This window comes from Campylobacter sp. RM12640 (assembly GCF_020137595.1).
GTDB lineage: Bacteria > Campylobacterota > Campylobacteria > Campylobacterales > Campylobacteraceae > Campylobacter_E.
In genome coordinates, this window is record NZ_JACGAU010000003.1 from 63,625 (window position 1) to 84,372 (window position 20,748).

21 protein-coding genes, 1 other RNA gene and 2 pseudogenes are annotated in these 20,748 nt (G+C 27.1%); 12 read left to right on the forward strand and 12 right to left on the reverse strand.

Annotation, left to right across the window (positions count from 1 at the left end; all coding sequences use genetic code 11):
- Window positions 1-24: 24 nt before the first annotated feature.
- From AVBRAN12640_RS01720 to AVBRAN12640_RS10000, 7 genes and pseudogenes are all read left to right on the forward strand, one after another.
- Complete coding sequence (locus AVBRAN12640_RS01720) at window positions 25-861, forward strand: biotin synthase (protein WP_336608594.1); 837 nt, start codon at window positions 25-27, stop codon at window positions 859-861.
- Window positions 862-870: 9 nt separating this feature from the next.
- The gene (locus tag AVBRAN12640_RS01725; protein ID WP_336608595.1) at window positions 871-1,662 is read left to right on the forward strand and encodes a TRM11 family SAM-dependent methyltransferase; all 792 of its coding nucleotides are present in this window, start codon (window positions 871-873) and stop codon (window positions 1,660-1,662) included.
- A gap of 274 nt (window positions 1,663-1,936) precedes the next feature.
- Window positions 1,937-3,064, forward strand: a complete 1,128-nt coding sequence (locus AVBRAN12640_RS01730) for a DUF91 domain-containing protein (protein ID WP_336608596.1) — start codon at window positions 1,937-1,939, stop codon at window positions 3,062-3,064.
- The gene (locus AVBRAN12640_RS01735; protein ID WP_336608597.1) at window positions 3,061-4,056 is read left to right on the forward strand and encodes a DNA adenine methylase; all 996 of its coding nucleotides are present in this window, start codon (window positions 3,061-3,063) and stop codon (window positions 4,054-4,056) included. The genes AVBRAN12640_RS01730 and AVBRAN12640_RS01735 overlap by 4 nt, the downstream gene beginning before the upstream one ends.
- A gap of 43 nt (window positions 4,057-4,099) precedes the next feature.
- Window positions 4,100-4,297, forward strand: a complete 198-nt coding sequence (locus AVBRAN12640_RS01740) for a hypothetical protein (protein ID WP_336608598.1) — start codon at window positions 4,100-4,102, stop codon at window positions 4,295-4,297.
- A 343-nt stretch (window positions 4,298-4,640) separates the two neighbouring features.
- Window positions 4,641-5,384: pseudogene (locus AVBRAN12640_RS09995) on the forward strand (cache domain-containing protein); the annotation flags it as partial.
- Window positions 5,385-5,501: 117 nt separating this feature from the next.
- Window positions 5,502-6,242 (forward strand): methyl-accepting chemotaxis protein, encoded by a 741-nt coding sequence (locus tag AVBRAN12640_RS10000; protein ID WP_442862223.1) that lies wholly within the window; start codon window positions 5,502-5,504, stop codon window positions 6,240-6,242.
- Window positions 6,243-6,607: 365 nt separating this feature from the next.
- Here AVBRAN12640_RS10000 and AVBRAN12640_RS01750 read toward each other — a convergent pair whose 3' ends face one another.
- Both AVBRAN12640_RS01750 and AVBRAN12640_RS01755 read right to left on the reverse strand, forming a co-directional pair.
- Window positions 6,608-7,285, reverse strand: a complete 678-nt coding sequence (locus AVBRAN12640_RS01750; protein WP_336609153.1) for a DNA-methyltransferase — start codon at window positions 7,283-7,285, stop codon at window positions 6,608-6,610.
- A 42-nt stretch (window positions 7,286-7,327) separates the two neighbouring features.
- Window positions 7,328-8,377, reverse strand: a pseudogene (locus AVBRAN12640_RS01755) (DNA cytosine methyltransferase); the annotation flags it as partial.
- A gap of 81 nt (window positions 8,378-8,458) precedes the next feature.
- On the opposite strand from AVBRAN12640_RS01755, the gene AVBRAN12640_RS01760 reads away from it, so the two are divergent.
- Window positions 8,459-9,652 carry an HNH endonuclease gene (locus AVBRAN12640_RS01760; RefSeq protein ID WP_336609152.1) on the forward strand — a complete coding sequence of 398 codons (1,194 nt, stop codon included), beginning with the start codon at window positions 8,459-8,461 and terminating at the stop codon, window positions 9,650-9,652.
- On the opposite strand, the gene AVBRAN12640_RS01765 is transcribed toward AVBRAN12640_RS01760, so the two are convergent.
- The 3 genes from AVBRAN12640_RS01765 to AVBRAN12640_RS01775 are packed head-to-tail and all read right to left on the reverse strand — an operon-like array spanning window position 9,644 to window position 11,998.
- Window positions 9,644-10,324: a methyltransferase domain-containing protein gene (locus AVBRAN12640_RS01765; RefSeq protein ID WP_336612947.1), complete on the reverse strand. Its 681-nt coding sequence runs from the start codon at window positions 10,322-10,324 to the stop codon at window positions 9,644-9,646. The genes AVBRAN12640_RS01760 and AVBRAN12640_RS01765 overlap by 9 nt on opposite strands.
- Window positions 10,321-10,908, reverse strand: a complete 588-nt coding sequence (locus tag AVBRAN12640_RS01770; RefSeq protein WP_336608807.1) for a pimeloyl-ACP methyl esterase BioG family protein — start codon at window positions 10,906-10,908, stop codon at window positions 10,321-10,323. The genes AVBRAN12640_RS01765 and AVBRAN12640_RS01770 overlap by 4 nt, the downstream gene beginning before the upstream one ends.
- Entirely contained in the window at window positions 10,898-11,998 is a 1,101-nt protein-coding gene (locus AVBRAN12640_RS01775) for an aminotransferase class I/II-fold pyridoxal phosphate-dependent enzyme (protein ID WP_336608808.1), read from the reverse strand. The genes AVBRAN12640_RS01770 and AVBRAN12640_RS01775 overlap by 11 nt, the downstream gene beginning before the upstream one ends.
- A 48-nt stretch (window positions 11,999-12,046) precedes the next feature.
- Here AVBRAN12640_RS01775 and AVBRAN12640_RS01780 point away from each other — a divergent pair, with 48 nt between their 5' ends.
- Window positions 12,047-13,333: an adenosylmethionine--8-amino-7-oxononanoate transaminase gene (locus AVBRAN12640_RS01780; RefSeq protein WP_336608809.1), complete on the forward strand. Its 1,287-nt coding sequence runs from the start codon at window positions 12,047-12,049 to the stop codon at window positions 13,331-13,333.
- A gap of 32 nt (window positions 13,334-13,365) precedes the next feature.
- Here AVBRAN12640_RS01780 and AVBRAN12640_RS01785 read toward each other — a convergent pair whose 3' ends face one another.
- From AVBRAN12640_RS01785 to AVBRAN12640_RS01795, 3 genes are all read right to left on the reverse strand, one after another.
- Complete coding sequence (locus tag AVBRAN12640_RS01785) at window positions 13,366-14,445, reverse strand: NAD(P)/FAD-dependent oxidoreductase (RefSeq protein WP_336608810.1); 1,080 nt, start codon at window positions 14,443-14,445, stop codon at window positions 13,366-13,368.
- A 94-nt stretch (window positions 14,446-14,539) separates the two neighbouring features.
- On the reverse strand, window positions 14,540-15,427 hold the full coding sequence (locus tag AVBRAN12640_RS01790; protein ID WP_336608811.1) for a glycosyl transferase family 90: 888 nt from the start codon (window positions 15,425-15,427) through the stop codon (window positions 14,540-14,542).
- A gap of 64 nt (window positions 15,428-15,491) precedes the next feature.
- Window positions 15,492-16,772 carry an aminotransferase class V-fold PLP-dependent enzyme gene (locus AVBRAN12640_RS01795; RefSeq protein ID WP_336608812.1) on the reverse strand — a complete coding sequence of 427 codons (1,281 nt, stop codon included), beginning with the start codon at window positions 16,770-16,772 and terminating at the stop codon, window positions 15,492-15,494.
- Between the two features lie 128 nt (window positions 16,773-16,900).
- On the opposite strand from AVBRAN12640_RS01795, the gene AVBRAN12640_RS01800 reads away from it, so the two are divergent.
- On the forward strand, window positions 16,901-17,629 hold the full coding sequence (locus AVBRAN12640_RS01800) for an ATP-binding protein (protein ID WP_336608813.1): 729 nt from the start codon (window positions 16,901-16,903) through the stop codon (window positions 17,627-17,629).
- 1 nt (window position 17,630) lies between these two features.
- Here AVBRAN12640_RS01800 and AVBRAN12640_RS01805 read toward each other — a convergent pair whose 3' ends face one another.
- Together AVBRAN12640_RS01805 and rnpB are read right to left on the reverse strand one after the other, a co-directional pair.
- A complete protein-coding gene (locus tag AVBRAN12640_RS01805; protein WP_214150438.1) occupies window positions 17,631-17,996 on the reverse strand; it encodes a YbgC/FadM family acyl-CoA thioesterase in 366 nt (121 codons plus the stop codon).
- A gap of 9 nt (window positions 17,997-18,005) precedes the next feature.
- Window positions 18,006-18,330: RNase P RNA component class A (gene rnpB / locus AVBRAN12640_RS01810), an RNA gene on the reverse strand.
- A gap of 53 nt (window positions 18,331-18,383) precedes the next feature.
- Between rnpB and AVBRAN12640_RS01815 the strand changes: the two genes are divergently transcribed.
- A complete protein-coding gene (locus AVBRAN12640_RS01815; RefSeq protein WP_336608814.1) occupies window positions 18,384-19,133 on the forward strand; it encodes a hypothetical protein in 750 nt (249 codons plus the stop codon).
- A 68-nt stretch (window positions 19,134-19,201) separates the two neighbouring features.
- Complete coding sequence (locus tag AVBRAN12640_RS01820; RefSeq protein ID WP_336608815.1) at window positions 19,202-19,819, forward strand: hypothetical protein; 618 nt, start codon at window positions 19,202-19,204, stop codon at window positions 19,817-19,819.
- 100 nt (window positions 19,820-19,919) lie between these two features.
- On the opposite strand, the gene AVBRAN12640_RS01825 is transcribed toward AVBRAN12640_RS01820, so the two are convergent.
- Both AVBRAN12640_RS01825 and AVBRAN12640_RS01830 read right to left on the reverse strand, forming a co-directional pair.
- On the reverse strand, window positions 19,920-20,594 hold the full coding sequence (locus tag AVBRAN12640_RS01825) for a hypothetical protein (protein ID WP_336608816.1): 675 nt from the start codon (window positions 20,592-20,594) through the stop codon (window positions 19,920-19,922).
- Window positions 20,548-20,748, reverse strand: coding sequence for a hypothetical protein (locus AVBRAN12640_RS01830; protein WP_214119818.1), 201 nt, complete (start codon window positions 20,746-20,748; stop codon window positions 20,548-20,550). Before AVBRAN12640_RS01830 ends, AVBRAN12640_RS01825 begins: the two co-directional genes overlap by 47 nt.

Below are 20,748 nucleotides of genomic sequence, written 5' to 3' on the forward strand. Positions count from 1 at the left end.
ATTTTAACAAGTAAAGGATATAAAATGAAAGAAATATTTTTATGTTCAATTTGCAATGTAAAAAGTGGAAATTGTAGCGAAGATTGTGCGTATTGCACCCAAAGTAAGCATTATAATACAAATATTAATGTATATGATTATAAGGATATTAATACTATTTTAAACGAAGCAAAAATAGCTAGTGAAGCTGGTGCTTTAGGATTTTGCCTTGTTACTTCTGGTCGTGGAATTGATAGTAAAAAGCTAGATTTTATTGCAAGAGCAGCAAGTGCTATTAAAGAAAGTGGCTTGCATTTACACCTAATTGGCTGCAATGGAAGAGCTAGTTATAAGGATTTAGTATTTTTAAAAGAGCATGGAATAGATAGTTATAATCACAACCTAGAGAGCGCCAAAAGCAATTTTAAAAATATCTGCACAACTCATACTTATGAAGAAAGATATGAAACTAATCAAAACGCTATAAATGCTGGGCTTGGCATTTGCTGTGGTGGGATTTTTGGCTTAGGAGAAAGCGATGATCAAAGAGCTGAATTACTTGACGCTCTTGCGACTTTAAAGCCGCACACAAGTCCAATTAATTTTTATATAAAAAATGAAGCTTTAAAAATCAAGGCTAAAGAAATCACCAAAGAAGAAGCTATTAATATAATAAAACTTGCAAAAGAAAAGCTACCAAATACAAGACTAATGGCTGCAGGTGGTAGAGAATTTGCATTTAAAGATGACTTTAAAGCTATGTTTGAAGCAGGGATAAACGCTATCGTGCTAGGAGATTATCTAACTACAAAAGGCGAAGAAAAACATAAAGATGTAGAACTCATCTTAAAAAGTGGCTATGAAGTAGCTAAGAGTTGCTAAAGTGTAATTATGAATTTTAATGATGTAGATTTAAGCAATTGGAAGAATGTAAATATTGATGTAAATAGCCTATGGCTTATACAAAATAGAGATAATTCTGGCAAACATAAAAATATATATCATGGCAATTTTATCCCACAAATTCCAAATCAGCTAATTAGGCGTTATACTAAAGAAAATGAGTTAGTAATAGACCCATTTTTTGGAAGTGGGACAACTTTATATGAATGTGAAAAACTAAATAGAAAATTTTTAGGAATTGATATTAACGAAAAAATGTATGAATATGTTTTAAATACTATGGGAAATGATTTTGATAATTTAAGATATAGCCTAATAAATTATGATAATACAAATGAAAATATAACTCATTTAATCCAAGGAAAATTACAAAATTTAAATTCAAAATCAGCACAATTTATAATATTTCATCCACCCTATTTAGATATTGTAAAATTTACAAATCACAACAACGACTTAAGTAATATAAGTGATTTAAAAACCTTTATAAAAACATTTTTAAAAACTTGCGAAAATACTTTGCAATTTTTAGATAAAAATAGATATTTTGCTTTAGTTATAGGAGATGTTTATAAAGAAAGTGAAGTAAAGCCTTTGGGATTTTTGCTTATGAATGAGATTAAAAAGCACTTTAAAGTAAAATTAAAAGGAATTATCGTAAAAAACATAGAAGGAAATCGTGGTAAATTAGGAGTTAATTCTATTTGGCAATATCGTGCAATTAGAAGTGATTATTATATCTTTAAACACGAATATATTTTTGTATTCAAAAAAGAATAAGATATGTATTATACAATAACCGTTAAATAAATAATTAGGAGAGATATATGAGTAAAAAGCAAGATATTATTAATGTTTTAGACGATAAACAGTGGCACTGTGTTATATGTGATTTAAATCATATATCGAGTCAATCCGCTGCTATTGTAAGAGATTTGGCAGAACAAGGAGTTAAATTTTGCAATAGTGATCAAAATATGGTAAGACGGTATAAGAATGGAATATCTATGTTTTGTAGTAAATGTGAAAGAGTTACAACACATAGGAAATTAAAATGACAACACATGTATTGATTGTTAACGAGAGAACACTTAAATATCACTTAGAATTTCTTTTTATAGGAACTGGGGGTAATTTATCAACTATTGATTTTAATAATAACTCAAGTACCTATCTGCATCATTCTACAGAAAATAGTGTAATATCTATGATCGCTGATTTTTGTAGAATAAAGGAAGGCGATTTGGTGATTTTCTATCTTCAGCAATCACAAAATACAGGAGAAGGTAAATTTTATGGTGTATTTCAAGTTGCAAGTCAAGTATTTTTAGATAATGGCGGATCTAATCAATATTTATCAAGTGAACTAGGTAAATCGCTTATGTTAAGGTGTTTAATAAAACCATATTGTGTGCATCCATTAGGAGTAACAGAGTGGGAGGCGCTAGATTATATTACTCAATTGAAAAGACCTGATGAAATGATATGGAGCTTAATTTATAGAAAGCTTAAGGGAAATCGTGGTAATACGATGATCACTTTATATGAAAGTGATTATTTAATTAACTTAATTAAACAAAAAAATCAGAATTGGTTTTTAAACAACACGACTGGATATAGTTTTGATTGCAAGACACAAAGTATAATTTGTTCTAATACTAGTTATCAATATACAGGAAAACAAGAGTTAATCAATATATATCCTAGAATGTATAACAAATATTTAAACGACAAACAGTTTGAAACCCATTTACAAGCTTATATACTACAAAATATAGATATTGTTTTGGAGAAAATATTTCAATGCTCATACGAATTAGAATGGCTTGGAAATGAAGTTGGGTGCGGCGTTGGTATGCAAAGAATAGATATAATGATCTCTGTTATCGTAAATAATGAAAGGATAGTAATTCCTATCGAGCTAAAATCCCATGCTGTAAATCACAGCATACTTATACAAATGCAAAGATATGTAGATTGGTTAAATTGCTATTATTTAAGAGTAAATAAAACATGTAAAATTTTACCAGTTATTTTGTATAGAGATACAAATTATAACATTCAAAACGATCAATTATTTTTACAATATGAACAAGATTTTAATCAATATAATGGTTATACATGTTATCCTCTGAAGCATATTAAATTTAATTTTAAAAATAATGAGATAATTTTCGCGTGAATTACATAGGTTCAAAATTAAAATTATCAAGCTTTATTTTTGATGAAGTTAAAAACACCATCAAAACGGATTTAAAGAATTGCATTTTTTGTGATTTATTTAGTGGGACAAGCATTGTAGCAAGAACTTTTAAGCCATATGTAAAACAAGTCATTTCAAATGATATTGAGTTCTATAGCTTTGTATTAGCTAAAAATTACATTGGAAATAACTTTGATAAAAATAGAGCAGATTTACTTATCAAGGAGCTAAACCAAGTAATTTCAAAAACTTCGTTAAAAGGGTTTATTTATGATAATTATTCAGAATTTGCAAATAGACAATATTTCACAAACGAAAATGCTACTAAAATTGACACTGCTAGAATAACAATAGAAAAATGGCTTAAAAACTCATATATTAATAATCAAGAATATTATTTTTTACTAACATCTTTGCTTGAAAGTGCTGATAAATTAGCAAATACAGCATCAGTTTATGGTGCATTTTTAAAAAAAATTAAAAAAAGTGCCTTAAAGGATTTAGTTATAGAAAAAGCTGATTTTTTACCCACAAATCAAAACAATTTAGTATTTAATAAAAATGCAAATGAACTTATAAAGACAATAAAAGGAGATATTTTATACCTTGACCCACCTTATAATTCTCGTGAATATGGAGCTAATTATCATCTACTAAATACCATTGCAAAATATGATGAATTTATTCCAAAAGGTAAAACTGGGCTAAGAGATTATATTCGCTCAAATTGGTGTAAAAAAGCTAAAGTTTATGATGAATTAGAAGAGCTTATTAAAAATGCTAATTTTAAATATATTTTTTTAAGCTATAACGATGAAGGTTTATTGAGTTTTGATGATATTAAAAATATCTTTTCTAAATACGGGGAATATTCTTATATAAGCAAGGATTATCAAAGGTTTAAAGCAGATAGCAATAGAGTGCAAAAACAAAATAATACTATAGAATATTTACATATTTTAAGTAGATAAACAATTACTAACACTAACGAAAATGGCGTGGTAGTTTAAGGTATTGCGATATTTATCATTAAAGATTTTTAAATCATTTTTACTTAAAAACCACTATAAATCAAAAGCTAGCAAAGCTATGTTTGAAGCAGGGATAAACGCTATCGTGCTAGGAGATTATCTAACTACAAAAGGCGAAGAAAAACATAAAGATGTAGAACTCATCTTAAAAAGTGGCTATGAAGTAGCTAAGAGTTGCTAAAAAATTTTATGGAATTTGAATTTTAAATCCAAATTCCATAAATAATTTATATAAAAATTTTTATATTTTTTTAAAAAAATTCAAAATACTATTAAATTAATATTTATTTTATTTGTTACAACTTAAGATACCCCCCCCCCATTGACACATATTAAAGCATTGCTATATAGATATTTAAATGCTTAAGAATAAAAAGTAAATTTTATGCTAATATACGGAGCTTAATTTAGAAATTATTATCAATAGGAGAATGAGAATGAAAATATCTCAAAAATTAGCAATTATAATTGCTGTGTCTTTAGTGATTTTATGCTCTAGTATGATTTATTTATCAAATAGTGCGATGAAATCAATTAGCGATGATACTGATGTATCTATTGAAAAATTAGTCTTAGACGATGCTTTAAAAACTGCTCAAAGCGTTGTATATAGTGTAAATCATATGACAGACCAGTTATATTTAGATTTAAAAAGTAAAGGCATTAGTAAAGAAGTATCATACAATAACACCATAAAATACTTAAGCAATATGGATTTACATAATAAATTAGTGAATTTTTTCGCAATGGATGAAGATGGAACCTACCTAGTTCATTATGTTCAAGCAAGAATTGGTAAAAATCATATAAATGACAAAGATATTTATGGAAAATACTTTATTCAAGATTTAATCAAATCATCAGCAAACCCAGATGGTGGATATGTTAAAACTAAGTTTTTTGATTCTATGATTAATAAAGAAAGAAATGTATTAATATACGCTCAAAAAGATATAGGTATGGGAATTATCTATGCTTGCACCGTGGATTTAGATGAAGGAATGAAAGAAATACAAAAAATCAACGACGATATGAACTCTCACATAAATGAATTTGGAATTAAATTCATAACATACGCAGTGATTATTGGGATAATAATACTTGCGATATTGATATTTTTTGTATTATTTCAAATCTCTAAACCACTTAATTATCTTACAAGTAGAGCTACTGAATTAAGTAGTGGAGATGGAGATTTAACTCAAAAACTTCCTATAAATGGTAAAGATGAAATAGCAGCAACAAGTAAAGCTATTAATGATTTTATAGAAAAAGTTAGATTATTAATCGTAGATGCTAAAAATATAAGTAGCGAAAATGCTAGTGTAGCAAATGAACTTTCTCAAAGTTCTTTAAATACAGGTCAAAGTGTTGAGCAAAGCTCTGTGATAGTAAGAGATGTAGCTAATAAAGGAGATAGCGCAAACTCTACTCTAGCAATCGGAGTTAAAGCTGCAGAAGATGGTAAAAATCAATTAGTAAATGCTCTAAAATATATAAATGATGTAAATAAATCTATTTCAGAATTAAATACAAAAATTATGCAAAGTGCGAATTTAGAAGCTGAAGTATCAGATAAGATAGTAAGACTTAGTCAAGATGCTGATAATGTTAAATCTATTTTAGAAATGATAAATGATGTAGCAGACCAAACCAATCTACTTGCACTTAATGCTGCAATTGAAGCAGCAAGAGCAGGAGAGCATGGGCGTGGGTTTGCCGTAGTAGCTGATGAAGTAAGAAAATTAGCAGAAAGAACCCAGCATTCATTAGTAGAAATAAACGCAACAATAAGTGTTATAACGCAAGGTATAGAAGATGCAAGTGGTCAAATGAGCCTAAATGCAAAAAGCATTGGGGAACTGACAAAATTAGCTGATAATACTCAAAAAACTATGAACGATATGAATGAAGCTATGAATAATGTAATAGGAATTTCAAATCAAACCGTAGATGATTATATAATCACTAGCAAGGTTATGGATGATATATTATCAGGAGTTAATAATATCAATAAAATAACTCACGAAAACGCAAGAAGCGTAGAAGAAATAGCAGGAGCAGCAAATCATCTTAGCAACATTACAGAAAAATTAAACTCAAAACTAAATGAATTTAGAACTTGAGTAAATCATTTACTAGCACTAACGAAAATGGCGTGGTAGTTTAAGGTATTGTGATATTTATCATTAAAGATTTTTAAATCATTTTTACCTAAAAATACCCCGCTAAAGGCATTTACTCCACTAAGTTTTAAATGCCTAAAAAGCTCAACTTAAAATAAATATTTATATATTTTAAATAATACCATTATAATAAAATTAACAAAATATCTAAATCAAAGGTTAGTAAAGCTATATTTGAAATCGTGTTAGAAGATTATCTAACCACAAAAAAGGCGAAGAAAATATAAAGAATGTAGAACTAATCTTAAAAAGTGGCTATGAAGTAGCTAGGAATTGTTAGTTTCTAACTAGATATTTTAACATATCTAGTTAGAAAATCTTATTTTACAAATCTCAAAATACTCTTTAGAAATTTCTACACCGTAAAATTTTCTTTTAAGATTTTTGCAAGCAATACCTGTTGTCCCGCTCCCCATAAACGGATCTAAAACAATATCGTTTTCATTTGTATGAATTTTTATAATTTCCTCCATTAATTTGAGACTTTTTTGGGTTGGATGGGAAGTTTTTTCTTTACCGCTTACTACACTAGTATTAAATTCGGCTCTTAAATATGCTTTAGAATTATTATTAAATGTCCATTTAGCATCTTTTCTAACAGCCCAAATAGCTAATTCACAATCTTGAACATAACGACGGTTTATGTTTCTTGGCATAGGGTTTGATTTAATCCATCTTAGAATATCTTTTGTGATAAAGCCATTTTCTTCTAATTCTTTTATAATAAAACTTATATGCAAATATGAACAAAAAATTATAATAGAGCCGTCTTTTTTCACCAATGGGGCGTATTTTCTAATCCACGATAAATAGTCAAAATTCTTATCCCATTCTCCAAAATCAACGCCTTGTCTTTTGCTGGATTTCATAGTGCTAAAATTGTTTTCTTTTGAGATATTGTATGGTGGGTCTGTGATGATAGCATCAAACACAATATTGTTTTTATAAAAATAACTAACTACTTTTTCACAATCATCATTTATTAAAACTGCACTGTCTATACTAATCGCTTGAGTGTTATTTTGTTTGTAAATAGCTGTTCCTATAGCCTTTGCTAATAACGGTGGGACAGCATTACCAATCTGCTTACAAATTTCAGTTTTACTTCCTAAAAACACAAAATCATCAGAAAAACTTTGAATTCTAGCAGCTTCTCGTGGAGTAATTGCACGATGTAAAAAAGGATGGGAATTTCTACCATTACTAGGAGTATCAAACCTAGTATCTATCGTAGGTGATATCTCATCCCATTTTAATCTCCCCCAAGTAGTTTTAAACTGTTGTTTTCCAATAAACTCTTGCGGCAAGCATTCTTTTCCACATTCTGGTTTTATCATTTTTAGTTTTTTAATAGCAATATCTAAATGTTTTGTAGCTTTATGGTTATATAAAAATTCCCCTCTTAAATCTTGCTGATATTTACTTTGACTTTCATTTTTATATTTTATTTTATCATAACCTTCACCTGAATTTAAATAAGCCAAATCACTTATAGCATCTCTTACATTCACTTCTTCTTTATGTAGCTCATTCATTTTAGAAAAATCAAAAAGCATATTTTTTGAACCTATAATTATCGCCCTTTCTCTATTTTGTGGAACTCCAAAATCTTTTGCGTTTAACACGGAATAACTTATCATATAACCTAATTTACTAAAAGCTTGAGTTATCTCATTTATAAAGTAATTGTTTTCGCAAGTGATTAAATTTTTCACATTTTCTATTATAAAAAGTTCTGGATTTACACCGCTTACAATATTTATAAATTCTTTAAACAAAAAATTTCTCTCATCATTAAGACCTAAGTTTTTACCTTTAGAAGAAAATCCTTGGCAAGGTGGACCACCTATGATTGTATTGATTTTTAATTCTTTTGCAAGTTTGATTATATTTTCTTTAGCTATATTATCAACCAAATCCGCTTTTATACACTTTGCGTTTTTATGATTATGTGAAAATGTTTTTAAAGCATCTTCATTAAAATCAATTGCTAGTAAAGTTTGATAGTATCCACTAAGCTCTAAACCATTAGAAAACCCACCGGCACCACAAAATAAATCTAATACCTTATGCATATACAACCTTTGAGGAAATAAAAAATTTACCTCAAATAATATATAATTATTATTAAAAATAAACAATATTTAGGAGATATTATGAAATTAAGTGAGCTTTTAAAAAGAAATAACACTAAAGAATTTTTATATTCACAGCTTTTTGCATTTTTTAATATAAGAGTTGAAGATAAAGAAAACATTAATAATTTACAATATTTTCATATAAGATCATCATATAATAAAAGCAAATTTACCCAATTTAATTTGTCTACACATTCACAGCTTACTAATCATGGTTTAATTAGTTTTTCAAAACTTGATTTTAAGATAACAGGCAAGGTTAAACATGAAATAGAAATAGAAAATGATTTGAAATTAAGTCTTGATGATATTTATAACAAGCTTTATAAAAATATTCAAAATTATTTATTTAGCAATGAATTATCAGAAGATGAAATTGAAAAAATATTTTTAATCGCTATTTTTGGATTAAATGGTAGTGCTGATTTTAGTGGTAATTATTATGCTGTAGATATAAACAAAAATATTCTTACAAACAATTATTTTATTAAATATTATAAATTAATTTTAAATATCAATTTTGACTATATAAATCTAAATTTTAGAGATTTACAACCTGAGTTTGTAAATGGAATTGCTATGCGTTCTACTCAATTTAGGGTTAATTTAAATTATTTTTATAATACAGCAAAAGATGAATTAAAAAAACTAAATCCATATAAATATGAAATTTTAGAAAATAATAAAAATAAGATTAAGCCATTTGCCAAAACAAGCAAAAAAGATACTAATAAAATGTTGGAAAGATTTGATTTTTATGGTAGGTTTATTTTAGGCAAAAAAGGTATTGATATAAATGAGCTTAGAAAAAGATTGGAATTTGACAAAGAAGTATTAGAAAAAGCCACCACAAAAAGAAAACAAAATATAATAACTATTGCAAGAAATTACTTAGATGATGAATGTGTAGGTTGCAAGGGTGTGTATGATATAAATGATAGAACTTTTAAAACTAGAGCGGGAATATATTATCTAGAGATACACCACGTAATACCATTTGCAAAAGGAAACACAGATGAACTTGATAATCTAGTAAAACTTTGCCCTGCTTGTCATAGAGCCTTAACCCCAAATAGAGCAGAAGAAAATTATCAAAAAGAAATTATTAAAAATATATTAGAAAATTCTAAAGAAAGTAAAGAATTTAGCAAAAATATTAGTAGTTACGATGGTGATGAACTTATAGAATACATCTATAGTTCATTAAGATAAATTATTAGCACTAACGAAAATGGCGTGGTAGTTTAAGGTATTGTGATATTTATCATTAAAGATTTTTAAATCATTTTTACCTAAAAATACCCCGCTAAAGGCATTTACTCCACTAAGTTTTAAATGCCTAAAAAGCTCAATACTTGAGCTAAAATTTAGCTCATAATCTTTCTCAAAAATCTTTATATTTTTATAATACGGCTTTAAAATCCGCTCTATTTCATTAATATTTAAATACTCAAGCCCTACGCCAAAATGCTCATTAATTTGCCAAAGATTATTCACTCCAAAAGTGCTAAAAATTAGCTTAGAATTTGATTTAGAAATTTCATTTATTAATTTTGCTAAATCAAGCCACTGAAAACACGCATTTGAGATAACTAAATCAAAATCCATTTTAGCTAAAAATGAGTTTTCAAAATCTCTTAAATCGTGCTTTACGAAAATAAATTCCTTGCCATAATCACAGCTAAAATCATTAATATCCACGCAATAAAACTCACTAAATTCTATCTTTTTAGCTACCATTTTGCTAAACTCACCCCTATTTGAGCCAAGCTCAAGCACCCTATCAAAACGCCCATTTATTTCGCTAAGCAAAACTTCTCTCATATCATTTTGCACGATAGCATTTTTAAAATAAGTATCTTTTGCTCTTAAAAAACTTTTCATATTTCATCCCAGCTTAAAAACTCATCAAAGCAAAAATGAGAAGCATTGATTTTATTAATATTTTTAAAGCTTTTTAAAAGTGCATTTTGTGGGAAAATTTTATCATCATTTGATGAGTATGCCAAATCATAATCTTGCCAAATACAAGGCTTTTTAGAAATTTCTATAATACTTAAAAGCTCATCTTTAGGATTTTGATTAAATGCCTTATTTATCCCGCCACAATTATTTAAAAAGCTTTCTTTATCAAATCTTTTAGCCGTAATTTTAAAAAGCTTTTCGCTAATTCCAAACTCATCATCAATACCTTTTATAGTGCCATTTATCGCTATTTTTTGCACGATATTAAGCGAACTTAAATCACACTTACAAGATACCATAACACCCATTGAAAAAGCGATTAGTTTAATGTTTTTATAAGTTTTACAAATCTCTAAAAATCCTAAATCAAATTCCAAATAATCATAAACCATTAAAACATCATTTTTAGAAGCTAAATTATAAGCACTCGGTAAAAAGCCAAAACCACCAAAAAATAGCACCAAATCACTAGAATTATTTTTATGTAAAAACTCAAATTTCATAAAAAGCCTTAGCAAAATTATCTAAATCGCTAAAATCCATACTAGCATTTATTGATAGTCTTATTCCTGTATCTTTAATAGCTACGGTTGGAGTTTTTATACTTGGAGCATAAAAGCCTTTTTGCATAAGTTTTGCCGAGTAAAAATTAGCTTTTTCATTATCTCCTAAAACTATCATTTTTATATAACTAACGCCCTTTATTTTATCTTTTAGCAACTCGTTTAAATATGAGCTAAGATTTTGTAAATGCTCTCTTAATTTATCAAAATTAGCTAATTTTGAAAACACAAAATGCGAATAAGCTACATTAATAGGCGGTAAAGCGGTTGAATAAATTAACCCCCTAGCCTTGTTTATAAAAAAATCTTTTGCTTCTTTTGAGCAAATCATCGCAGCACCCATACTAGCAATGCTTTTGCCAAATGTAAGAACTAAAAAATCAATGTCTTTTAAGTGTCCAAGTCCAAGCCCATTAATACCTAGTGAGCCAATACTATGTGCTTCATCAACATAAAGCATAATGTTTTTATATTTTTTCTTAAGCTCTAAAAGCTTATCAAGTGGTGCAAAATCTGCATCCATACTATATAAACTCTCGCAAATTATTATAATTTTTTCATAATTTAAATTCGTTTGCAATAATTTTTCTAAATCATTTATATCATTGTGTTTAAAGCGTTTAAAATTAGAATACTTTATGCCATCAATAATACTTGCATGAACTTTTTTATCAGCTAAAAAAAGCGTATTTTTTAAAGTAGCTAAAGCACTTAAACAACTATAATTTAGCAAAAACCCACTGCTAAATAAAAGCGCTTCATTTTTATATAAAGACGATAAGTATTCTTCAAACAAAAAGTATTCATCTCCACCGCCACCAAGACTTCTACTAGCACTTGAGCTAAGTGCAAAATGATTTTTTAAAAACTCTCGTTCAAGCTCACCGCTACTTGCAATTCCTAAATAATCATTACTAGCAAAATTAAGCAGTCTTTTATCATTAAAAATCACAAATTTACCATCATTTTTAAATCTTTTTAGTTCTCTAAAATTATTTTCTTTTTTTAATTCATTTAATAAGTTTTGCATTTTTATCCTTTATAATAATTTTAATTAAAATTTATAAAGGAGTTATAAATGCAAGAAGAATTAGTAAAACTTGATTTAGCACATATTTGGCACCCTTGCACACAAATGAAAGAGCACGAATTTGTGCCATTAATCCCTATAAAAAGGGCAAAAGGTGTGTATTTATATGATTTTAATGATAAATCATATATTGATTGCGTTAGCTCTTGGTGGGTAAATCTTTTCGGACATAGCAATGATTATATAAATAGCAAAATTTACGAGCAATTAAACACCCTAGAGCATATCATAATGGCTGGATTTTCTCACGAAAGCATTATAAGATTATCAAAAAGACTTACTGATTTACTACCGACTAAGCTTAATAAATGCTTTTATGCTGATAATGGCTCAAGTGCTGTTGAAGTAGCACTTAAGATGAGTTTTCATAAAAATCTTTTGCAAGGAAAATTAAAAAACAAATTTTTATCACTTAGTAATTCTTACCACGGAGAAACGATAGCTGCACTAAGCGTAAGCGATGTTGAGCTTTATAAAAAGACTTATAAACCACTTTTGCTTGAATGCTTAAACACTCCTGCACCAAGTGGACTAGATTATGAAAATGAATTAAAAGAGCTTGAGAAATTGCTTGAAAAAGAGCATAAAAACATAAATGCCTTTATCCTTGAGCCTTTAATTCAGTGTGCAGGTTCAATGAATATGTATTCAGCTAAGTTTATCAAAAAGGCTTGTTGGTTAGCAAAATCTTATGATATTGATATAATTTTTGATGAAATTGCCGTTGGATTTGGAAGAAGCGGGACTATGTTTGCTTTAGAGCAGTGTGAAATTGTGCCTGATTTTTTATGCCTTAGCAAAGGGCTTAGCGGTGGGTATTTGCCAATTAGTGTAGTAATTACAAATGATGAAATTTATAATGAATTTTATGCTCCATATAGCGAATACAAGGCGTTTTTGCATTCACATAGCTATACAGGAAATGCACTTGCTTGTGCTGCTGCGAATGCAACTTTGGATATATTTACTAAAGATAATGTTATAAATCAAAATAAAATCAAAAGCGAGTATATAAACTCACTTTGGCAAGGTTTTGCTGAATTTAAGAGTGTGCGAAATGTTAGGCATCAAGGAATGGTGTTTGCATTTGATATAGAGCATTTTAATCCTAGATTTGGGCTTGAAGTGTATCTAAAAGCACTTGAATATGGGTTACTTTTAAGACCACTTGGCAATACGATTTATTTTATGCCACCTTATGTAATTAATAATGATGAGATAAATTATGTAATAAATAGTATAAAAGAGATTTTGAGATTTAAGAATTTGAAATGAGAATTTCAAATTCTTAAAATTGTTTTAATGTTTTACTTTAGAGTTTCACTCCATTCTATTTCGGTTAATTTTTTAAGACTTTTTGCCATAAAGCCACTATAAGTTTTACCTAAAATAATGCCTATTGCATAGTCTTTTCCAACCGAACAAATGCTACCTTTATCATTGTATTTAAAAGGTTCGTTAAACTCAATTCCTTCAAGTCTTGCATTTAGTCTTTTTGCTAGGTATTTTCCTTGCTTACAAGCAATTTGTGCAGTAGGTGCGTAATTTGAAACAATCGCTAAATCTCCTAAAACATAGCAATTATCAAAATTAGGTGCCATTAAATACTCATTCACTAAAACTCTATTATTTTTGTGATTAAAGCCACTATTTGCAATTACTTCACTACCCTTAACTCCAGCTGTAAAAATTATAGTTTTTGCTTTTATATAATTATTTTCATCGTTTAAGAATAATTTATCGTCAACTTTTTTGATTATTTTATGAGAGCTTAGAACTTTTACGCCTAGATTTTCTAAATAATTTCTAGCTTTTTTAGCTAAATCTTTAGTATAAACAGGCAAAATCTCATCCATTGCTTCAACCAAATATAAATTAATGCTAATTCCTAGATTTTTGCAAGTTGTAGCAATTGAGCCACAAAGCTCTACTCCGCTAAGCCCCGCACCACAAATAATTACATTTTTATTCTCATAAAGCTCAAGATTTTTATAAAGTGTTTCAGCAGTTTTTAAAGCGTTTTTATAATTTATAATATTTAAGCATTCATCAAGTCCATCAATGCCAAAGGTATTTACACTCGCACCAAGCCCAACATAAAGCTCATCATAATCATAATTTGCATTCTCACAAATAACCTTGCCATTTTCAATACTTTTTACATTATCACAAATTAAGGTTATATCTTTAGGCAGTATGCTTTTTAGATTTATCACTATGTCTTTTTCGCTTTCTCTTGCTGCAATTTTGTGTAGTTCTGTCGTTTTATAATGATAAGAATTATTGTTTATTAGTATAAATTCTGCTTTTCTTAGATTTTTCTTTTTTATCTTTTTAATTAGACTTAAATTTGCATACCCAGCACCTAAAAATACAATCTTTCTCATAATCTCTCCTTTAAAAATATTTAATAAATATTAAATTATTTTTACTTTAATTCATATTAAATATTAATAGAGTTTAAAATAAAATTTATATATTTTAAATTCCATCAAATAATTCAATTACAAAATTATCTAATTTAATTTGATTTGAATAATAAAAATACTTCGCTAAAACCAAAATACCAAGCAACTCTTCTATATTAGGATTTAAAAATTGTTGTATATATTCATTTTGATTTTTAATAATATTTTTTACTAATTTATCATTAGTTAAAGCATTATCCATTACATCTAAAATATCGCTAAAATCATCTTGAATTAATAAAAAATGCTCATTAGGAATTAATTTTCCTTCCATAAACCAAGTTTCATATTTTAATCTTGGAGTAATTGCGATAGAATTTGAACTCATTATCCATTTAAGATTTGTAGCAACATCCCAGCCTTCAAGAGAGATTATAAATTTATATTTAAGCTGCTCTTCCTTGCTTAAATAACCTGACCTATTTTTCTTATTTACATTACCTAGATTTAGTCTTTTACAATCTTTAAATTTATTAATAAAATCTATTCTATTTTGTTGAACACAAGCACCCCTAAAAACAGCCAAATCCACTTTATCTTTAAAATCATTTTTATCATTTAAAAAACAAAAATGTCTTCTGCTATCAAGCTTTAAAATCACATTTTTACTATCAATTGGTCTTGATTTTGTTATGGTATTTAAAAACTCGCTAGAACAATCATAAAAGAATTTATTTATCTTTAAATCTTTATGAAAATATTTGCTAACCTTGTAAAAATCAAAAGAATATGAAGTGTTTTTTAATAAGTTTTCGCCTAATTTAGAATGCTCTACATTTTCTATCTTTTTTAGCTCAAAAAAATCATTAATTTTATTGTAATAATTCAATCTATTTTTTATATGTAAAATCTCATCATTTTTTAACTTTTTTAAAGCATTTAATTTTGAAATTAATTGCATATTAAAAAATACTTAAAGCACCAAGTCCTTTTAAATTCATAATTACTTTGCTAATAAATATTCCTTATTTTAAATTCTTATTTAGCTTTTCTATGCTTTTGCAAAGTGCGTTAATCAAATAATCAATATCGCTTAATTCATGAGTATAATGCAAACTTATTCTTAAAAATCCAGGCTTAGCATTGAAATTTTGATTATCCACATAATTTAATAAATCATGCGCATAAGGACCAGCACAAGCACACCCAGCACGAGTTTCTATCCCATAATCATCACTTAAAACCCTAGCCAAATCATAAGGACTAACGCCTGTAGAATTTAGTGAAAATGTAGGCAATCTATCCTTAATATTTGCAGCGTATAGTGTGATTTTGTATTTAAATTGCACTTTTTTAATAGCGTTTAAAAAATATTCTTTTAAGATATTTTCCTTTTCTTTAATCACCCCAAGCCCTATTTCATCTCTAATCCTAAAAGCTAATTCACTTTTAATAACTTGTAAAATCGCAGGAGTTCCACCCTCTTCAAGGCTTTCAGCATCGTCTAAAAACTCATAATTACTCCTACTAACATAGCCAACCGTCCCACCAGCTGCAAATGTAGGAATTTTGCCAATAAACTCATTTTTAATAGCTAAAAATCCACTCGTGCCAACTCCACCTAACATTTTATGTCCTGAAAAAAATAAAGCATCAAACGGAATTTCAATATTTTCATAAGGTATAGCTGAACTTGCATCAATTGCTAAAATCGCTTTATATTTTTTCGCAATTTCGCTGATTTTTGCAAGGTTTGCCCTAACTCCTGTGATATTGCTAACGGCATTAAAACTCATTATTATTTTTCTATTAGCGTTCTTTTTACAAATTCTTTCAAGCTCGTATAAATCGCTGTTAAAATCCCTATGATTTAGTCTAATGCACTCGCATAAACCTTCTTTAAAACTAAGCTCATTTGAATGGTGTTCAATCGCACTAACAATTACTAAAGGCAAAGTATTTTTAGCAATATCATTAAAATAACGCTGTTTAATAAGCGGTGGAACATATATTCCTAATAATTCTTGAAATTTTTTAATAGCCGCAGTTGAGCCACTCCCACAAGCAATCAAGCTATAATTAGAATTTAATCCTAAGCTTTTTTTGATATAGCTTTTTGCGTCTTTATAGTATTTACTTGTTATTTTTGAATTTTTTGCACTATCTGAATGAGTGTTGGCGTATGTTTTTAAAATATTTTGCATTTTTAATTCAATTGATTTTAGTGCTAAAGCACTTGCTGTGTAATCAAAATATTTTGTATTTTCATCTAAAATTATGTCGCTTTTTAGCTCACTAATTTGCATTTTTGCCCTTTGTAAAAATAATTAAAGTAAAATTAGCACAAAAAAATTAAGGGGTAGTTATAGAATTTTTAGACTTTATTAAAAGATATCCGCATTTTTATTTAGACGAAGCGTTAGACTTTTATTCTGTGTTTGGAGATAAGAGTTTTAAACCTAGTTTAAATGATATTAATTATTATATACACGAGCTAGTAAATACATATAATCCTTACGAATTTGAAATAAATGAAAGCGAATGCAAGGCACTAATTCACTACGCTAGAAAATCTCGCTTGGAGTTTTCTATCAACAAATACGGCTCAAGATTTAAAGCTAGAAAGAGCTTTCATTCCTTGATTAATCGTGGTTTTTTAAGACTTGAATTAAATAATGATTTATTGAGTTTTAAGAGATTTTATCCACAAAATAAAGTTATTTTTAATTCTAATTACACTAGATTTTATTTTTATTTTTTAAAAGCAATGGAGAAAATCATTTTAAAAGATAAAGAATTAGCCTTAAAATTAATTAATGAAAAATTTTATGAATATCAGTCGTTTATTTACGAGCAAATCGCTTGTGAGTGGTGCGAGAAGAGATTTAATATAAAAGGCATTAAGAGTATTTGGGGCAAAGATTATGAATGTGATATTTTTTATGATAATTACGAAATATCTTTATTGGGTGAAGTGAAATTTAATGGCAAAAAAATGTGTATTAGCTCGTATTCAAAACTCATTCAAAAGGCTAGATATTTGGGTTTTGAGCCTGATTATTTTATACTTTTTAGTAAAAACGGCTTTAGTAAAAAACTCCTAGCTTTAAATGATAAAAGACTAATATTAGCTAATCACGAAAATTTTAAAGAATTTATATAAATTATTTACTCAAATATTTTTTTAATTCTTCACTAATTGGAGATAGTTTGCCATCTTTTATATGAACTAATTTTATAAAAGCTTCAAAAATAGCTTTATCATCTTTATAAATTATTTGCTTTAATTCTAAACAATATTTATCAAATCCTACAAGAATATTTTTAACTTCTAAAATATCTCCTAATTTAGCAGGTGCTTTATAAATAGCCTTAATTTCTCTTAATGCAAAAGGATTTTCTTTTAATAAATCTTTTCCTTCATTAGCGAAAAACCATTCGCTCCTAGCTCTTTCACAATATTTTAAATAATTTGTATGATAGACAATCCCCATACAATCAGTATCTTCATAATAAACTCTAATTTGCATCCTAATCCTTAAAAGAGTATGGCTATAAGCCGGGTTTTGTCTTGGATAATCATTTATCTACTTACTATTTCACAATAGCACTCTAGCGAAGGGTTTAAAATATAAGATAAAAACCACCCCTTCTTGCTGCAGGTTGGGTTTATAAGCTGAATTGCTTTTACTCGCATAATCACTGGTGGGCTCTTACCCCGCCGTTTCACCTTTACCTAAAATTAGGAAGTTTATTTTCTGTTACACTTTCCCTTAGATTGCTCTAGCCATCTGTTAGATGGAACCTCATCTTATTGCAGCCCGGACTTTCCTCTTAATTAAAAGCGATTATCCACCATACTCTTACGCCATTTTAACTAAGCTTGTTTAAGATAAAGAAAATTAAAGGAGTAAAAAATGTATAAATATAATTTATATTATCCAGCGGGAAATACTACAGCTTTGGTTATTGGCATTAATAACTTAGATTTTAAAAGTATAAATAATGAGATTTTATCTAAGCATAAAGATGTTGAACAAGTTGGCTTTGTGCAAGATTATGAATTAAAAATGGCAGGTGGAGAGATTTGTTTTAATGCTTTAAGATGTGCGGGAAAGTATTTTTTAGATACTAATAATTTAAAAACTACAACAATTAAACTAAATGATAAAGATTATTTATGCGGTATTAGTAGCAGTGATTTTATAAAAGATAATAATATTCAAAAACTATATAAAGATGATAATTTTTATTATTTAAGATTTAAAAATGAATATAAATTAAATAAGCTTGATGATGATATATATTATGTAGATTTAGGAGATATTTTTCATATTATTTATACGAAAAAATTAGATTTATCTAAAATTAATTTAAAAGAATTTGCATATTCATATTTAAAAAATAATGATTTTTTAGACAAAAAAGCAAGTGGTTTTATGTATTTACAAGGTGATTGCCTTGAGCCTATTGTCTGGGTAAGAGATATTAAGACTTTATTTTATGAGAGCGCTTGTGGGAGTGGGAGTTTTGCTAGTTATTTATATTGCAATGAAATTTTAGGTAAAAATTATTTAGCACTAAAACAACCTTCAAATGAGTATTTGTTTTTAAGAGAAGTTGATGGCTTTATAGAAATTAGCTCAATTATTAAAGATATTTTGTAAATTAATATCATATTAACACATATTTTATATACCAATTTAATAACAAATATCAAATCTAAAGGATAAAAATGTTTAAAAATATATTTTTAAAAACTCTTTTAAATATATTTTTATTAAATTATAATGCAAGTTTAAGCACAACAGATTTTTTTAAATTTTGGGGCATTTTACTTTTAATATTAAGCTCTTATATGTTTTTTGATTTTTTAATGTTTAAAATTGGAGTAATTAAAAGTATTTTTACTTTTCAAGCATATTTTATAGATATATTGATACTACCATTTTTTAGCATATTATTTTTAAGTCTTATTTATAAGGCAAATTCTTGTAAATCTTGGTTATTTTGTGCTGGTTTATTTTTGATACCTTTATTTGTTTTACTTGTATTTTTTGGGGTATTTTATATAATATTAATATTTATTTTATATGTTATTATTATGATTTTTAATATAAATTCTACAAATCTTAATATAAAATTAAATAAAAAATCTTTAATTTTTAGGCTTATAACTATTTGCTTTTTAATTTTTATAGCATTTATATTCCCGCCTGATATAAAATTTATAAAATATGGATACGGAATTGATTATATTAGTTTTTTAACTTTTTTAAATTTTGCATTTTTAATCCCTAGTTTTGCTACTATTTTGATATATTTTCTTAAAAATTATAAAAGTTTAAAATAAGTGAATAATTTAATATTTCAACTTTATAAAATATAGCTATATATTTGATAGTAATATATAATTAATCCTAGATTTTAAATTGAATTAGAATTTAAAATACTTAGAAATTAAAATAACTTAAAATTTTTTCTTTGTTTAAAATAAATTCTTTATCAATCTCTGTCATTTTTAATTGTGAAAAATCAAATTCATCATAAGGAATTAAATTATCTTTAGTTGCTAAATGAATACGAGATTTTTTCATTAACGGAAAATGAAGACTTATTATATTTTCTGCTTTTTTCCATTTATTTAAAGAATACAAAGACTCATAACCTTGATTATAATCCATATAAAAATGAGTATATTTACCTTTGTTTAATACCCAATGATCATCTCCTACTTTATAAAAATTCTTTAAAAAATATAATTTACCATCGCTATAATGCATATTAAGAGCAGGCAAATAAATACTATCAATAATGTTTTTTGGCTGTAACAAGGCTTTACTTAATGCAATCTCATTATAAATATGATCACAATCAATTTTAATCAACCAATCATTTAATGGAATTTTATTAAGCACAAAATTATAATAAGTATCAAGTCTAAATTCTTTTGATATTTTTTGTTTATATTTTTCTTTCCCTGCAGGAATTACTTTATAAGGATACTCTAAAGGAGTAAAATTTGGATTATTTTTGCAAAATTGTTTAATTACTTCACTAGTTCCATCGTCTTTACCAAATTCATCTAAGTGATAGCCTAGAATTCCTCTTGTAATACCCCCCCCCAACTATTGTATTTAAGGTAATATTAATAGTTTCTATTTCATTATATGCTCTTATAAAAGCCCAAGGATTTATATCCTTTGGCTTTGGTTCAAATAATGATAAAAATTCATGCTTTCTTTTTAAGCAACTTCTTATATGTTTATTATAAATATTCAT

What these genes read in the sequence shown, in the direction of transcription:
- AVBRAN12640_RS01720 (WP_336608594.1), top strand. Translation starts at nt 25, where the DNA reads ATGAAAGAAATATTTTTATGTTCAATTTGCAATGTAAAAAGTGGAAAT.
- AVBRAN12640_RS01725 (WP_336608595.1), top strand. Translation starts at nt 871, where the DNA reads ATGAATTTTAATGATGTAGATTTAAGCAATTGGAAGAATGTAAATATT.
- AVBRAN12640_RS01730 (WP_336608596.1), top strand. Translation starts at nt 1,937, where the DNA reads ATGACAACACATGTATTGATTGTTAACGAGAGAACACTTAAATATCAC.
- AVBRAN12640_RS01760 (WP_336609152.1), top strand. Translation starts at nt 8,459, where the DNA reads ATGAAATTAAGTGAGCTTTTAAAAAGAAATAACACTAAAGAATTTTTA.
- AVBRAN12640_RS01765 (WP_336612947.1), bottom strand. Translation starts at nt 10,324, where the DNA reads ATGAAAAGTTTTTTAAGAGCAAAAGATACTTATTTTAAAAATGCTATC.
- AVBRAN12640_RS01770 (WP_336608807.1), bottom strand. Translation starts at nt 10,908, where the DNA reads ATGAAATTTGAGTTTTTACATAAAAATAATTCTAGTGATTTGGTGCTA.
- AVBRAN12640_RS01775 (WP_336608808.1), bottom strand. Translation starts at nt 11,998, where the DNA reads ATGCAAAACTTATTAAATGAATTAAAAAAAGAAAATAATTTTAGAGAA.
- AVBRAN12640_RS01780 (WP_336608809.1), top strand. Translation starts at nt 12,047, where the DNA reads ATGCAAGAAGAATTAGTAAAACTTGATTTAGCACATATTTGGCACCCT.
- AVBRAN12640_RS01785 (WP_336608810.1), bottom strand. Translation starts at nt 14,445, where the DNA reads ATGAGAAAGATTGTATTTTTAGGTGCTGGGTATGCAAATTTAAGTCTA.
- AVBRAN12640_RS01790 (WP_336608811.1), bottom strand. Translation starts at nt 15,427, where the DNA reads ATGCAATTAATTTCAAAATTAAATGCTTTAAAAAAGTTAAAAAATGAT.
- AVBRAN12640_RS01795 (WP_336608812.1), bottom strand. Translation starts at nt 16,772, where the DNA reads ATGCAAATTAGTGAGCTAAAAAGCGACATAATTTTAGATGAAAATACA.
- AVBRAN12640_RS01805 (WP_214150438.1), bottom strand. Translation starts at nt 17,996, where the DNA reads ATGCAAATTAGAGTTTATTATGAAGATACTGATTGTATGGGGATTGTC.
- AVBRAN12640_RS01815 (WP_336608814.1), top strand. Translation starts at nt 18,384, where the DNA reads ATGTATAAATATAATTTATATTATCCAGCGGGAAATACTACAGCTTTG.
- AVBRAN12640_RS01820 (WP_336608815.1), top strand. Translation starts at nt 19,202, where the DNA reads ATGTTTAAAAATATATTTTTAAAAACTCTTTTAAATATATTTTTATTA.
- AVBRAN12640_RS01830 (WP_214119818.1), bottom strand. Translation starts at nt 20,748, where the DNA reads ATGAATATTTATAATAAACATATAAGAAGTTGCTTAAAAAGAAAGCAT.